The 15,083-nt window shown below is 40.7% G+C and carries 15 protein-coding genes; 10 read left to right on the forward strand and 5 right to left on the reverse strand.

Going from position 1 to position 15,083, the window contains the following annotated elements; translation table 11 throughout:
* Window positions 1–97 precede the first annotated feature (97 nt).
* The 5 genes from ATY27_RS06240 to ATY27_RS06260 form a co-directional block, all read right to left on the reverse strand.
* A complete protein-coding gene (locus ATY27_RS06240) occupies window positions 98–1,402 on the reverse strand; it encodes a type II toxin-antitoxin system HipA family toxin (protein WP_208932880.1) in 1,305 nt (434 codons plus the stop codon).
* Window positions 1,389–1,682 (reverse strand): helix-turn-helix transcriptional regulator, encoded by a 294-nt coding sequence (locus tag ATY27_RS06245; RefSeq protein ID WP_208932881.1) that lies wholly within the window; start codon window positions 1,680–1,682, stop codon window positions 1,389–1,391. Before ATY27_RS06245 ends, ATY27_RS06240 begins: the two co-directional genes overlap by 14 nt.
* Before the next feature lie 129 nt (window positions 1,683–1,811).
* Entirely contained in the window at window positions 1,812–2,393 is a 582-nt protein-coding gene (locus tag ATY27_RS06250; RefSeq protein WP_208932882.1) for a hypothetical protein, read from the reverse strand.
* A 67-nt stretch (window positions 2,394–2,460) separates the two neighbouring features.
* On the reverse strand, window positions 2,461–2,979 hold the full coding sequence (locus ATY27_RS06255) for a hypothetical protein (protein ID WP_208932883.1): 519 nt from the start codon (window positions 2,977–2,979) through the stop codon (window positions 2,461–2,463).
* A gap of 122 nt (window positions 2,980–3,101) precedes the next feature.
* Window positions 3,102–4,325 (reverse strand): hypothetical protein, encoded by a 1,224-nt coding sequence (locus tag ATY27_RS06260; protein ID WP_208932884.1) that lies wholly within the window; start codon window positions 4,323–4,325, stop codon window positions 3,102–3,104.
* Between the two features lie 229 nt (window positions 4,326–4,554).
* Here ATY27_RS06260 and ATY27_RS06265 point away from each other — a divergent pair, with 229 nt between their 5' ends.
* The 10 genes from ATY27_RS06265 to ATY27_RS06315 all read left to right on the forward strand — a co-directional run bounded on the left by ATY27_RS06265 (window position 4,555) and on the right by ATY27_RS06315 (window position 14,948).
* Complete coding sequence (locus ATY27_RS06265) at window positions 4,555–6,561, forward strand: ATP-binding protein (protein ID WP_208932885.1); 2,007 nt, start codon at window positions 4,555–4,557, stop codon at window positions 6,559–6,561.
* Window positions 6,562–6,577: 16 nt separating this feature from the next.
* Window positions 6,578–7,075, forward strand: a complete 498-nt coding sequence (locus ATY27_RS06270) for a DUF6641 family protein (RefSeq protein ID WP_208932886.1) — start codon at window positions 6,578–6,580, stop codon at window positions 7,073–7,075.
* Between the two features lie 117 nt (window positions 7,076–7,192).
* Window positions 7,193–7,600, forward strand: coding sequence for a DUF2787 family protein (locus tag ATY27_RS06275; protein ID WP_208932887.1), 408 nt, complete (start codon window positions 7,193–7,195; stop codon window positions 7,598–7,600).
* Between the two features lie 206 nt (window positions 7,601–7,806).
* Window positions 7,807–8,226, forward strand: coding sequence for a hypothetical protein (locus tag ATY27_RS06280; protein ID WP_208932888.1), 420 nt, complete (start codon window positions 7,807–7,809; stop codon window positions 8,224–8,226).
* Between the two features lie 95 nt (window positions 8,227–8,321).
* Window positions 8,322–8,636, forward strand: coding sequence for a hypothetical protein (locus ATY27_RS06285; protein WP_208932889.1), 315 nt, complete (start codon window positions 8,322–8,324; stop codon window positions 8,634–8,636).
* A gap of 1,351 nt (window positions 8,637–9,987) precedes the next feature.
* Complete coding sequence (gene umuD, locus ATY27_RS06290) at window positions 9,988–10,428, forward strand: translesion error-prone DNA polymerase V autoproteolytic subunit (protein ID WP_208932890.1); 441 nt, start codon at window positions 9,988–9,990, stop codon at window positions 10,426–10,428.
* Between the two features lie 5 nt (window positions 10,429–10,433).
* On the forward strand, window positions 10,434–11,711 hold the full coding sequence (gene umuC, locus ATY27_RS06295) for a translesion error-prone DNA polymerase V subunit UmuC (RefSeq protein WP_208932891.1): 1,278 nt from the start codon (window positions 10,434–10,436) through the stop codon (window positions 11,709–11,711).
* Between the two features lie 135 nt (window positions 11,712–11,846).
* The gene (locus ATY27_RS06300) at window positions 11,847–12,098 is read left to right on the forward strand and encodes a helix-turn-helix transcriptional regulator (RefSeq protein WP_208932892.1); all 252 of its coding nucleotides are present in this window, start codon (window positions 11,847–11,849) and stop codon (window positions 12,096–12,098) included.
* A gap of 177 nt (window positions 12,099–12,275) precedes the next feature.
* The gene (locus ATY27_RS06305; RefSeq protein ID WP_208932893.1) at window positions 12,276–13,514 is read left to right on the forward strand and encodes a flagellin; all 1,239 of its coding nucleotides are present in this window, start codon (window positions 12,276–12,278) and stop codon (window positions 13,512–13,514) included.
* Window positions 13,515–14,444: 930 nt separating this feature from the next.
* Window positions 14,445–14,948, forward strand: coding sequence for a ParB N-terminal domain-containing protein (locus tag ATY27_RS06315; RefSeq protein ID WP_208932894.1), 504 nt, complete (start codon window positions 14,445–14,447; stop codon window positions 14,946–14,948).
* The last annotated feature ends 135 nt before the right edge of the window (window positions 14,949–15,083 follow it).

Here is a 15,083-nt window from a genome sequence, read left to right on the forward strand (position 1 = left end):
TAAAAAAACTTATGTCTATTTACAACTTGTCATAAGTTTTGGTACCAAACTAACATTCATACGTAACATCATAATGGAGTGATAGGCTTGATACTTTCTACATGAAAATCGATCTGTTTTCGATTCGGACACGCTCCAACTGATTCGAAATAAGCTTAATCGTGTTTGCAGAAACGCCATTCGCCTTAGCCACCACCGCGAATTGCTGCATCAGTTCAACTACTTCTTTAATCACTTGCTGTGCTTGCGACCAATTAGCAAAGTTCGCTTGTGCTGCTAACTTTTGCATCGCTTTGAGCGTGGGTGTTTTACCATAGCCGACAAAGGCAGTTGCATGTTCACCATATGCGGATGGACTAAAGGTAACATCATAAAAAGGTGCGAGTTGCCACTGGCCGTTGTCATCCTGTAAAAATGCAGAGTTTTTGCTGTGGTCATCCTGATTCAGCGCAAACAGGTTAAATACCGCACGCTTAAATTGTTGTTGGCCTGCAGCAGGACTTTTACAGAGTGCGCTACTGACTTTAATCAGATCTTCGTAATCCAAACTTGGCAGTCTGAAATTAGCATCAAGCAGTCCGCAGGTACTGAGCAAATGCAAGCGACCTTCGACATGCTTATTGGAAGTTACATCAAACCGCTTTAATGCTAACCAATGTCGCTTTACTGCACCGTCAGTAGATTCAAGCAATTTCCAGCCAGGCACATCAATACCAACAGTTTTTGCCAGCTGTAAATAAGTAGCCTCGCACATCCCTTCTTCATGACCAAGTGCTAATCGCTCAGAAGTAAACTTAACCAACCAAGCTTCAGCATTTTCAAAAGTGGTGGTGCTGCAGCGCTGACTATCGTTTGGTGTAAAATAAAGTTGTGCTTTAGGACGAGCTCCACCAGAACTACCAGCCTGTACTAACGCAGCCAGCACATCTTCGGTATGACCATCAAAAAATAGCTGTGCTTCTGTGCCTAAAGTATTCAGGTCAAAATACTCATGCGGATTTTGCATACTAAGTTCAGACACTGGCTGAAACGACAGTGCACCCATGCCGCGATTGCCTACGAAGGCGAGTCTATCCATTGCAGTAACTTGTGAAGGCAGTAACTGATGTTGTCGAAACAATCTGTCCATCAGCAGCATGCCCCAACCATCAGGTAAGGAATCTGCAAATACACCATGCAAACCGAAATGCGGTTCAGCTGGTGCAAGTTGCAGTGAAGTATCAGCTTTGAGTTTAAACGGCGACAAATTGCCAAACTTTTGCAGATAGTCCGCCTGATATTGAAAGAACGTACCTTGACGGTTTTGCGCCATCACGCCAACCAATACCTGCTCACCAGTCGCTAGAGTGCGGTACACATCTAACCGGTTGGTTCGCTTGAATGCATTTTTATCGAGGCTCATTCGCTAATACCTCATCAATGCTGGTTGGTAATGGTTTTACATGACCTGTATTCGTTAACTGTTGCAGCCGCGAGAGCTCGTCAACCGATTGCCACAACATCAGAAATTGTCTTAGTGAGATCTGACCGGTTGTTTCAAACTTTTTAATCGTGGCAGCAGGCACTAAACTTTTTTCCGCTAAGTCGTCTCGTGACCATTTACGCTGCTTACGCTGATCACGTAACCACTGACAGAGATCAGTTTGCACATCGTGGACTGACAACAGGCTTAAGTGTTCCATAGCACCTCAATAGATACATCTGTATCCATTTTTCTCATAAAATTCATTGTATGGATACTATTATAGCTATTTATAGAGTTACATTGGCTGATGAACTGAATATTTGCCAACAAAATTCAGTATACGAAATCAGTTTGGCTCGTTAGAGAAGTAGAGATGAACACGAGTGATACCGGCTTCTTGCCATTTTCCTGCTCGGAATTCAGGACGAGAACGCAGATTACCAAGTAAGTTGGATGAAGCATTAAACCTATCGGCATTCCAAACTTTTGACTCAACAGTACCATTGGCGTAACGAGTCTCGATGACGGCTTGCTTATTCAGTAAAAGCTTTTGTTTAAAAACTTGTTCATCTGAGGGTTCAAAGGTGATTGTTAATACACCTGCGCGTTTCGTGGAATTTTTAGGCGTGCTTTCTGCACTGTGAAGCTTCTGTTTAGCTTGCTTGGGTTTTGCATCATATTTGCGGTGACATTCGCGACACAGAATCAAGATAGACTTTTCAAGTGGTTGATGTTCTTCGATAAAACGTTCTTCGAACTTTTCAATATTTACAGAGACAATACCATCAATAGAATCTTGACTCAGAATTGATTCAATAATGTCATTTCTGTCTCGACCGTGCACATGAGCAGACTCAAGATTTTCTTTTGCATCACAATGCTGGCAGGCGGAAATTTGAGCCTTATGGTTTTTAGTCAGTTGTTGCACCCGATTGCGTAAGCGTGGACCGATATGCGTTTAAACTCCTTGTGAGTACCAGTAAATGCAGCCATGTTTAGATATCTCGCATTGATTTGAAACGAAATCTGATGTCAATATTCTGTTCAATCATTTCTAGATCAGCAATCGAAAGCTCACCTTTGCCGTTGGCTATATTTAAGAGCTTTGCATGAATAGGTGTTTCGCTTGTTACAACGTCAGCTAGTTGTGCAGACCAAGTTGCTGAAAGCTGCGGATAGTCTGAATTTCCCTCACAATGTTTTAGGATTAGACCAAGGTAACCAAGCCAATCTGGAAATCGACACATTTGAGCTATCGCCAATAAATCAGCATCATGACAAATTTTTAGAATGGCCTGTATTTGTGCCTTGCTAAATCTGTATGGGTATTGACCAAGTGTTCGAAACTCAGAATTTTCGGCATGAATTGGCCAGTCAGGATCCGTTGGTGATTTACCATTAGCCAGTTCAGCAAACGCATACCGAAAATGCATATGGCCGCAGGTTGTGCAGAATAGCTTCCAACACCAATTTTCCGATGATGCTAACTTACAGAGCTCTTCAAACTGGTTCACTTTAAATCTCTATTTGTTCATACGTGGATAAACGTATCAATACTATTGTTTATTTGTCTAGCACAATAGGAACTTGAGGTGCTTGAAGTTGGGTAAAAATAAACCGATTGCTATCAGAAGGTTTATCTATCACAGAGTAAGTTTTTACAATTTCTCAGACTTTTGGCAAATCTGCGAGTAATATCATCCATGAATTTCGAAGTGTCCACAATATACCGATCAAGAACTACTCTGATTCTCTGTTGCGCCATTACATATGTCATGTGGAATCCTCTATTGACTATACTCAGCACTAGCCATTGAAAATCATCATGACCTAGATCAGGATCACTTAAAAAGTTCATATCATAGAACTTAAAGCCATGGTCATTCTTATAGAAGAAACTGCAATCCAACTGATTCATGCTGTAATATCTGCGTTTACCGTTAAAGCCTTTATTGTTAGAGTTATATTGCTTTGCCACAAACTCAAATCTTGAAACAATTATCAGACCCATATTTTTATTATTTTCAGCAGCGTACTGAGATGTCTTGAAGTATGCTTTTTTCCCTTTTGAGCTTTGTGAAGAAACAATTGCTGACTCCATTAATCGCTTATGCCTAGGTTGATAATCAGACTTTGATCTACCTCTCGAATTTCCTCTAAATGTCAGCATACATGGATGAATGCCATTAAAGTCTACTCTCATTTCAACATGAGTTGGCACAGCATTTTTCAATGCGGAATAGTATGAATCGCCAAACCAGTGTTTCAGCAATACAACTATCCGAGATAATCCAGATTTTCTTTTACCACTAAAATTTAAGCTGATTTTTGCAAATCGATTCTCCTGTTCTTTACTTCTGCCAAACGGCTGATAATGAAGTACAACCTTTGCGACATCACAGGTTACTTCTATGCAATGAAGAAACTTTATTCTATTTGCCTTGTGGGCGGGCAAACTATAAGATTTGACACAAACATCGGGATCAGACTGCAAATAACGAACAAGGCCACAAAATTTTTCTTTCGGCAAATCAACAGTAAACTCAACCTTATCTAGTCCTACCTTATACATTCTTCTGTCATTTAAAATACAATTAATTTGGTGTGAAACACCGCTATAGTTGTTTGCAATGAATTCAGCCATAACCTCCATTGCAGATTCAGACATCCCCCCATTCTCGTTATAAGACCTTGAAATAGCATTTGACAACTCATCATAATAACCTTGCATTTCACAATAAAAATCTTTAACAAAAACAAACCTACCAGATAAAACATGAATTAATTTATTTTTCACGACCTCACGATTAGAAAAAGATTCTAACTTACATTTAGATGCACTTAAATCATTCAATTCCACTACCTCCGCATTAAACAACTCACAAAAAGCCTAATTTTTAACAGTGCTATTAGATTGAACTATTCGAGCTGTGTCAAAAACACCTAATTACAGGATTAATATAAAATTATATAATATAACCACAATCCACTTGATATTAATTTACAGTTTCCTTTTTTACATAAACACCTTTGCCTTTCATATAAAGGCATTACACAGAACATATATTCCTCTTTTATAGGAAAACGATATGGTCAAAAAACAAAGAACAGGCTTTGAGTTCTTAGCCTGCAGGTATGCTATTGGCGTTTTGCAGAGTGGAGACTTCACAGAGCTTGATGAATGCATCCATCGAGCAAGCTTGGCAAGGCTGTCTGGTATCAGCGCACTGCGTTATTCGAAGCTGAGCTTTGAGGAATGTGTAGCTAAGTTGGCGATTGCAGATAAGTCGGTTAAATCAACACAGTTGATTGAGCACAACGCAAACTTTCTAATCGAATGCCTTTCGCTGCCAGCCAATGCATTGGAGTTAGTGACATTTATCTTGGTACTTAATGCTCATGCGCCACTGAGACATATGTTGTCTGCGGTTGAAGCTAATGACCTGCACGATCAGCTGGAGATTTCACTGTGTGAACAACTAGCCATTGATGTTGACCAAGCTCGTGAAGTCGTAAAGACCCTATTTGGCTTTGGTCTACTTAAAGACATGAACTTGATGCATCCGTCAGATCTTGAAATACCAGAGCATTTACGAATGCAGCTACGTAAAACCAAGATATCCAGTAAAGAAGAGCTGCTATCTGCTGTGCTTATTGAAAGCGATGCTGCAGCCTTCAATATCAACGAATTTCCACACATCAACAGCAATCTGGTGTGCAACTATTTGGAAAATGCAGTACTCGCTGAATTAACCGGAATAAATGTACTTTTTTATGGGCCGCCTGGTGTAGGCAAATCAGAATTTGCTCGCGCATTGTCTGACCATCTATCGCGTTACTTGTTCGAAGTGAGAGCCGTCAGTATCAAAGATGGTCAGTTTACCGATGATGAGCGCGCACCAAAGATTGATAAGCAGCGAGTGTCTTATCTGCAATTTATCAATCAGATGCTGAATGCCAATAACCAGTCCATGCTTTTGATCGATGAATGTGAATCACTGTTTATATCTGCTGATTTACAGTATTCGAAAGAGCAACTACATCGGTTACTGGAGAAGAACAATGTGCCGAGTATTTGGATCACTAACCATGTGGAGTGTATTGAAGAGAGCTTTTTGCGCAGGTTTAAGTTGGTACTGGAATTTCCGCAACCAACACGACAAATGGTGCAATCGCTAGCAACTGAGGCCTTTGCAGGCTTAAAGGTATCCAATAAGTTTGTTCAACAATTAGTGCCGACGGCGAACTTATCACATGCTCTGATAGCCAACGCTGCTCATGTTGCCAAAACCATTGGTAGTAAAGGCAAAGAGGCTGAACAAATCATTATGGATGTTGTTGAGTCGAGCTTACGTGCTGCAGATCTGTGGAATGACGAACCGAGTTATCAGCAAGCGCTTGATTTTGATATCACCCTATTAAACATCAAACAGGCTGCAGCAGAACTGGAACAGATCCGTTATGCGATTGAACGAAATGAACCTATTCGCGTGTTACTCAGTGGTCCTGCTGGTACTGGCAAAACGGCATTTGCACACTATTTAGCACAACAGTGTCAGCGTGATATCAATCGAGTGAAATGCTCCGATGTACTGGATAAGTACGTTGGTGAAAGCGAAAAGAATGTGGCTCGCCTATTCCAGACCGCGCATCGTGACAAACAGATATTGCTGCTGGATGAAGTCGATTCACTGCTAAGTAGTCGTGAACGATTGCACAACCAGTATGAAATTCAGTTGGTAAACGAGTTACTGACGCAAATGGAATGTTTTACGCAACCGCTATTTGCTGCAACCAACTTTGATTCGTTACTGGATAAAGCAGTGCTGCGACGATTCGATTTCAAATTGGATTGCGATTACCTGAAAACGCATCAGGTACAGCAGTTATATAAGCAGCTTCTCGCGGTTAAAACGCTCACGGCCACTGAGCAATCGTACCTTGAACAGCTGCGAAATCTAACAGTTGGAGATTTTGCAATTCTCGCTCGGCGGATCAAGTTTCTGCCAGCACAAAACCATCGTTCATCAGCGCTGCAACTGTTGAACGAAGAAAACAAACGCAAGGCCATCAAACCACAAATCGGCTTTATCTAAGCCAAAGGAAAACATCATGACCACAACTTTATTGAGTTCGCTCAAGGCTATCGCTCGTCCTGAAATCGTCAAATCGCCAGTTTTGGCCAAACGGATGAAGCTAATTGAACGGCTAGAAGAACAGTTAGCAATGGTAAATGCCAAGCTAGCGAATCAGCCGTTTAGCTTTATTCGAGAGAAGACAATCACCGATCCTACTACCGGTGACAAACACATCAAGCAGATACCACGAAAAGTTCGTCAGTGGTTTTTTGACAATGCTGGCCACTTTTATTTTGAGGTGCGTTTTGCCGGAAAAACATTTGAAGTTGAAAGTGGCAAACCAACGATTGATGTTGGTGCATTGAGTAATTTGCCTGCACTTATTGCGTTGCTTATCCAAGCAGTCGAGAAAAGCGAACTCGATCAGTTTCTTCGGAGCACTGATAGCACTGATAGCACCGAACAAATCGATAAATTGGATAGTGACACCGTTCACTCATCGACTAAGCCAAAGACTGCTCGGAAATCCTAAATCGCTGCTGCAGCAAACTCATCTTTATCCCAAGTAAGAGCGAACTAATAAGCCTGACCAAGCGCTGCACATTCGCTCGTTCTTACAAAATGCAAAACTGTAAATATAAGGAAGGAAATGATGAAAACAATTTCATCCTCCAAACTGCCACTTAATCCAGAACTGGCAGAACAGCTCGCGAATTTCATCCCAAAAAGTTTAGCGGATAAATCCGTTGTATTGAATTTTCGCGACAGCACATATTCACCTGAAACCGGAGGTTACCATCCAGTAGAGATTAGTCTTCGACTATTAACCAGCAATCATTGGCAAATTTCATACATCACCGATTTCTGTTTTGTTGGCCAAGGTGACTTTACTGAATTGGCAAAGTGCCTCGATTTTGATGTCGGCCAGAATGTGTATCAGGACTTATATCAATGCTCTGAGTTAAGTGCAGGTCTTGAGATGTTTAAGCTGTGGCAAACCAACTTTATGGCTTACCTAAAAATGGAGGTGTTTGAAATCACTGCCTCAAAGTTGTAACCGCTTACGAATACCAAAACTGTAAATCCAACTGAGCAGACGGTAGCTGAGCTACTGAAAGCAAACCTGTAAATCCAAACAAGCAGACAGTAGCTGAGCTACTGAGAGAAAAACTGTAAATCAACTAGTGAAATGAAGTGCAAACCAAATCCATTTGGGCTGCGCTTGGCGAATGCTATTGCCTAAATTTACCATGAGGAAATTTTATGGATGTCTTTAAGATTACCAACCCAACCATAAGTCGGAACAAAAAGTTCTGCTCGTTTTTTTCAACGATTGCGAGATGGCAAGCGACTAAAAAAACCGAAAACATCTACTGCGGTTCATTCCAAGTGAATGAGCAATCCGAGCCAATAGGACAATTCGAGTTTGACTACACAATGACATCCAAAGGGCAAATTACACTTCTTGAGTTGCGCATCTTTAAGTACGACCAAGGCAATCACATTAAAATTGCCACATACAATTTTATTACAAACTCAATTAAGATTCATCGACTCAAGGCAACCAGTGTGCTCAACCGATACCTGACTAACCTGAAAAAGTTGATGGATTGGTTCTGCGCTGAGTACGAATTCAATGCACTCAGACAGACTGAATTCAGCCTCTTTGCTCACAACGAATAACCAACATTAACTAAGCCAAAACCAACTTTTTCCAGATATGAACCAAATATCTGGCGGTTTCCTTTTGTCCAAAATTCAGTAGTAAGGTGTATTTTATGAAACAAGTGAACGCAGAATTCAAACCGTTTTATCAGAATAAAAATGCAGAAAAGAAGTATCAAATAGCCTCACCTGCAGAGAGAATTGAAGCACTCAGACTTGCTGGCCATACAGACAAAGCGATTGATGAGGGTATACGTTGTAAGCTCACCGGTATTTCAAGATCAACTTGGGACCGGATGTCGAAGGATAAAGAAGTTCCTAAACCATTTGCGGGGTTCAAGAAAAACCGTTGGATGCTGTCTGAGATTTTAGTTTTTATGTATCGCAAGTCAGGAATCCTTCCTCAACCTAACGACAATACGAACTGAAAAGTCATGATGAAAGTTAAATGATGTGATCTTTCGTCAATAGATCACATCACACAATAATGCTCAAAAAATAACCACAAAAAAGTTTATTCATATCTGTAAATGTTAGAAATGCCATTTTTCTGCAGAAAAACGCTGATTTCAAACTTTAGATAAAGTTTAAACTTGTCAAAAGGACAAATTTTAAAAGATTTTCTTTTAGTTTAATTTTTGGACGTACATTTTTATGGAAATTAATTCTTTTTTCTAAGCATTCTGCTCGGATCTGTTAAGGGTCTAATTTACCAATCGGTGTCAGAAATCTGGCTCATTAACTCGTCAAAAATTGGGGTAACAAGTCGCAAGAGAGTTGCACGTTCTATCGGCTTTCGCCAATTTTCAACTGCGGAAAATTAAGTAGTGAGGATTACAGTTAATCAGTTTTCACTCACTGTTACGACTCAAATAAGAATTACCGAAATTGATTCATATGTTCATTCCTTGCAAAATCGATTGCTGGACTCAGAAATTGAACTCTACTGGACTCTAAATCAATTTGAGCACAATGCTGCATATATGCAAATTTCATTCATATGGTAATTTGCTAATACTAATGTGACCTGCCTAAAGTTTCGCAGCAATCTGCCACATTCTGAATGGTCAGATCTCACTATTAAGTCGATGTATCTCAGGAATCACGTTGAGTAAAAGCAGAAGGGTTTTATCAGCGATTTTTCAACCTACGCTCTCAAAAGGTAGATAGCAAACGAAGTGTTTTCTGTTGGGATCGAACTTCGCAAAGCTGACCAATTAATCTTCAGATGAAGATGAGTTTGCAACAGATAACGTTTATTTTTTGTAAACTTATTGGTTGTTAGCTCTTGAATATCGAGAATAGAATTAGTGGCACAAGCAAAAAGTATCTCCGTCTGTGGGCGGTCATACAGAGATGATACGACTGACCAAAACTCACCTTACACGAATTTTTGCCTCAAACATTCTGCTGAATGTTTTGCTTTCTGTGTGCAACGAGTCAAGCACTTAGAAAGTGCTAGGTAAGCTGCCCCCAACTCTTCATGCTAAAAAGTGAGTGTCAGCTCAACCTTTAGTAACTACGAACAAGTAGCAGCGAACGAATTATCGATTAAAATTACTTATCGAAAGGTAACTCTCACAGCAATGCAACACTTAACAATAGAGGCCATTAGCCCAGTCTTGCGTGAGATCTCACAGCTTGCATTTGAGTTGTACTCCACAACAAACCTACCTCACGTTACTTGAAGATTTGTACATTTTGCCAGTAATGAACTGATTTGACATTTCATAATAGCATGCGAAAATAACTGTATACATATACAGTTATTAAGTGATTATGAATATTAGTATTCTCGGAAAAATTGAGCGCAGGACGATAGTGAAGTTGCCTTTGTATATGTCTAAAGTAGCAGCAGGTTTTCCGTCACCAGCACAAGATTACGTAGAGCAAACACTCGATCTGAATGAGCTATGCGTCAAACGGCCTGCTGCAACTTTTTTCGTACGCGTTGAAGGTGACTCAATGATCGAGGCTGGAATCCTGTCGAATGATATCCTAATAGTGGATCGCTCTGTGCGTCCTGCGCATGGTGATATCGTTGTTGCTCAGGTGAATAACGAATTTACAGTTAAAGAATTACAACTAAAGCCAAAGCTGATGTTGGTGCCACGAAATAGCGCTTTCTCCCCAATAGAACTTGCTGACGAAGCAGAGCTGCAGATTTTTGGTGTGGTAACCAATGTACTAAGGCAGATGACGCGCTCGTCGAAGAATTAATAGTTATGAGTAAGGTTTTTGCACTAGTAGACTGTAATAACTTTTATGCTTCTTGCGAGAAGTTGTTCAGACCTGACTTGGCCAATACACCAGTGGTAGTCCTATCAAACAATGATGGCTGCGTGGTTGCTCGTTCAAAGGAGGCAAAAGCACTCGGTATAAAAATGGGCGTTCCTTACTTTCAGGTCAGAGAACTGGTAGAAAAGCATGGCGTCGTAGCATTTTCATCAAACTATGCACTTTATGCCGACATTTCTGCACGAGTGATGACGACACTGGAGCAACTTGCGCCATCTGTTGAGGTGTACTCTATTGATGAAGCTTTTTTAGATCTCACTGGTATTTCCTCATGCACAGAGCTCAACGAATTTGCTAAACAAGTCAAAACAACAATTTTGAATTGGACTGGTATTCATGTTTGCGTAGGTATTGCACCAAGCAAAACTTTGGCGAAATTAGCCAATCACGCGGCCAAAAAATGGAGTAAAACCGGTGGAGTTGTTGATCTAACAGACAGGGATAGACAGCGAAAATTGATGGCTTTATTACCTGTCAGCGAAGTTTGGGGCATTGGCGGTAGAATCACTAAACGTCTTAACGAAATGGGTATCCACACTGCATTGCAACTCGCAGACACTCCAGCAAAACAAATTAGAAAGCAATTTTCCGTTGTTGTTGAACGCACAGTGCAAGAGTTAAATGGCGAATCCTGTTTAAGCCTTATCGAAGTAGAGAGTAAGAAAAAAGAAATAGTGAGCTCTCGCTCGTTCAGCGAACGAATTCTTGACCAAAAACAAATGATTGAGGCGGTTTCAGAATACACTCATAGAGTTTGTGAAAAACTCAGAGCACAGCAATGTAAGGCCAAGCAACTGACTGTTTTCATCCGTACAAGTCCGTTTAGCGACCACCAAACCGATCCTTATTACGCAAACTCCGCTTCAGGCCAGCTCGTTTACCCAAGTAGCGATACGCGAGACTTTTTGCATTTAACCGCCGAATTATTGTCGAAGATCTGGAAAGATGGTTATCGGTACGCTAAGTCAGGTGTCATGCTGACCGATTTTTATGACGAAAATATCTTACAGCAGCAACTGTTTGCAGATGAATCAGGTTCCGAATGCAATCCAGCACTGATGGCAGTGATTGACCAGATCAATCAGCAACACAAAAGGAATGCCATCTTTTTTGCTGCTAAAGGCACGCAGCAAAATTGGTCTATGAAAAGAAGCTTACTTTCGCCTTCATACACGACTAAATGGTCGGATTTACCAAAAATTTAGCCGTTATCAATTTAACGTTTTAAGATTAATCACATAAAAAAGGCTTATAAGCCTAGACTCAAACGCCACGGCTTTTACGCTGTAGATTTTAAACCTAGTTTTTAATCATAGTCCGCACTTATATGGGTGGGATTTATGATGGACATGAAAGACTTTTTAACCCAAATGGGCCGCAACGCGAGTAGCTTGCGTCAGCAGAAAAAACTTACGCAAATGAACGTAGCTTCAAAGGCAGGTCTCGATCTTAGTCTTGTTAGTCGTCTTGAACGTGGAACGATCAATCCAAGCATTGGCACACTTCTCAAACTTGCTAAAGGTCTAGATTGCGACCTTAAAGATCTGATTCCAGATACTGCTCAATACTCCATCGAAGACATCACAAACTAGAAAACTGATAAGTTCCTTAGCTTTACACCGTCACAACTTAAAATTTCTTTAGCTCGATTTGCAAATATATTTACCTAAAGATACTACAGGTAGCGACGATACATCCTTACAAATAAGGCATTTACACCTAGGCTGATCAGCCTTGCTTCAAATGCTTATAATAAGGAAAGCTCAGGAATGTACGTCAACACAAATGTATCTGCCCTAAATGCGCAGCGGCAACTACTCGGCTCCGGAGTAAGTTTGACCAAAGCATTCGAACGTCTGTCGTCTGGATTGCGAATCAACTCTGCAGCAGATGATGCTGCAGGTTTACAGATCAGTAATCGCCTGACTTCTCAAGTTGGCGGTTTAAATCAGGCAATTCAAAACGCAAATGACGGCATTTCCTTAGCTCAAGTCGCAGAAGGCGCAATGGAAGAAATCACCAATGCGCTACAGCGTATGCGTGTCTTAGCAGTTCAGGCCGAAAACGGTATTAATTCGTTTGCTGACAGAGAAGCACTGCAAAAGGAAGTCTTAGCTCTGCAAAAAGAGATTGATCGCATAGCCACTACTACCGAATTCGGTGGCCAAAAACTGCTGGATGGCAATTATAAAAGTACCTTTCTTGTAGGCGCGAATGCTGGCCAAACAATCGATATTGACTTAACAGCATATGGTGCGATGAATACTGGTGATTTATGGGTATCTGAAGTAGATGTTACGCAGACAAAGTCTCAGAGTGATGGAGAGCGAATTTATGTAGGTTCTGAATTTGATGGTTACTCGAATAGCGTTTTTTACAATCAGAATCAGCATTTCGATTTCGTAACACCACCGACGGTTTATGCTGGTACTCCTGGTACTACTGTCTCGGGTATTGTGGTACGTCTGAATGACGGCCCTTGGACTAAAATTCCAAGCTATTTTACTGCAACCGGTTCGCGAGAAGATTTCGTAAATGCTTTTAACAATACCTTCGGTCGGAACGTACTTCATGCAAATTCATTCGGTAGTGTTCGAGTGGAAGAAGACGCCACTTTCCAGTTTGCCTATGAAGGGTTAGCTGCCACAGCTACCGAAGCTACAGCGCGGGAACAAGAACTTTTTATGCTTACCGGTATTTGGAATTTATCTGGAAATACACCCTACGGTAGCACTGATTTCAATACATCAATTATTGATAGAGCATTAGAAAAAGTTGATAGCGCCAGAGCTTATTTAGGAGCACAACAGAACAGATTTCAATCTACTATCCGTAACTTAAGCAACGTATCTGAAAACGTTTCTGCAGCCAGAAGCCGGATACGTGACACTGACTACGCACGCGAAACTGCTGAACTCACTCGTTCGCAGATTTTACAGCAAGCCGCAACTTCTTTGCTTGGACAAGCTAATCAGAGACCTCAAGCTGCATTGAGTCTGTTAAGCTAAAAAAGCATAGGGGGAAAAAATAAAAAACAAACGGAATCGTCAATGGGTGTACTTGCATTCGTCCAAATTAATCCGTTCAGTTCAATACCACCAAACGATCCCTCACTTAATACGCTAATTCTATTAACGGCCAGTTGGTTCATGCCTGCTCTAAAAGAGATTTCTGCATTTCGTCACAAGCTAATGCCAAAATAGAAAGATGGATCCAAAGATGTAGAGGCAAGCGTGATGATGTCTGAACTGTGCGAAAACGACAGCACGCAATATGAACTATTCTTTGCGGTATCACCAATTGCAGCAAATACCAACCTGATGAATGTAGTCGAGTAAATCAACCAGCAACATGGCAAAAACACTATCTTCATTGCAATCAAAAGCACAGAATTGGTCTTGGGACGGAATTTACTATCATCTACTTGCACGACGATTTGGTCGGAATTGGTGATTGTTAGATAAAATATGAACCTTTGTGGCTATATCAGGTTTTACTTATTCACTAAAATATCTTCGAACTAACCTGATAGTCAGTTAAGATGGGTAATTGCATTTGATTTACCACCTCATTGCAACCTGCCCTTATCACGTGTTGCAAATCAATCGCACCAACATTTTCACGGAAAGTACCACATTATCGGATGGCGGCTTTGTGCCAAAACGGACATGCAGCGTTGTAATAAATGCCTAATAATTACTTCTTTTACTAGTACAAACTGCTGGATAAATTCTCAAGGATCCAGCTTGAGTAAATTCAAGAACAACTAGCGTACTGTATGTATAAGTTTTGCCGGTCGCAAATTTTCTAACTCCAGAAAAATCTGTTGAAATAGAGGTACATCAGCGTTAGTTTGGTACGAGCTAAATTCGGAAAATAAGGCTTAAAAACGTTCGGCTTGCGGGCAGCCTGCCTTTGAAAATGGATTGTTTTATCTTATGAATACTGAACTAGACATCAATAAATTTCTTGAAGAGAGAGGTAGAGCTATGAGGAAATCGAGGCTTACTGATGAACTTATCTCTACTTATAAAAAATCTACTCCAAATGTAACTCCAATTTGGGATTCGACTCCCCACTCAATTCAGTTTAATGATATCAGTGATGAGATCTTGAAGGCAGGAATAGATATTTATACAGCTTCGCATTCGGATGTATGGTGTGGGATCTACCAGCCAAAAATATATGATAAAGGTACATTGTGGCAAGATATACATGATAGTGGAAAAATTGCTCGTGTTATTGAAGCTTGGGAAAATAAAAAAGCACTTTCACCATTGTTTTTTGTCAAGCACGGAAGTAAAGATATGGCCTTAGTAGCAGATGGTAAGCACCGCTTAACGGTGGCTAGACATATGGGGTGTGATTATATTCCGTTTATGGTTCAGACAGACAAAAGTGATTGGGTATCACGTGCAATTCCTTCCGCAAGGAAGATATAACAAGTCCATTAACTTCGCTCATTCGGCGCTTGGCGCGCTAAAGCGTGCGGTTATTGAGGCGTTATACGATGCAGTGTGCATCAGCACTCGACCAAAATCGGAAGTTTAAAAAGACTGTATTGAAGGCTATAAATT

Source organism: Rheinheimera sp. F8 (assembly GCF_001518915.1).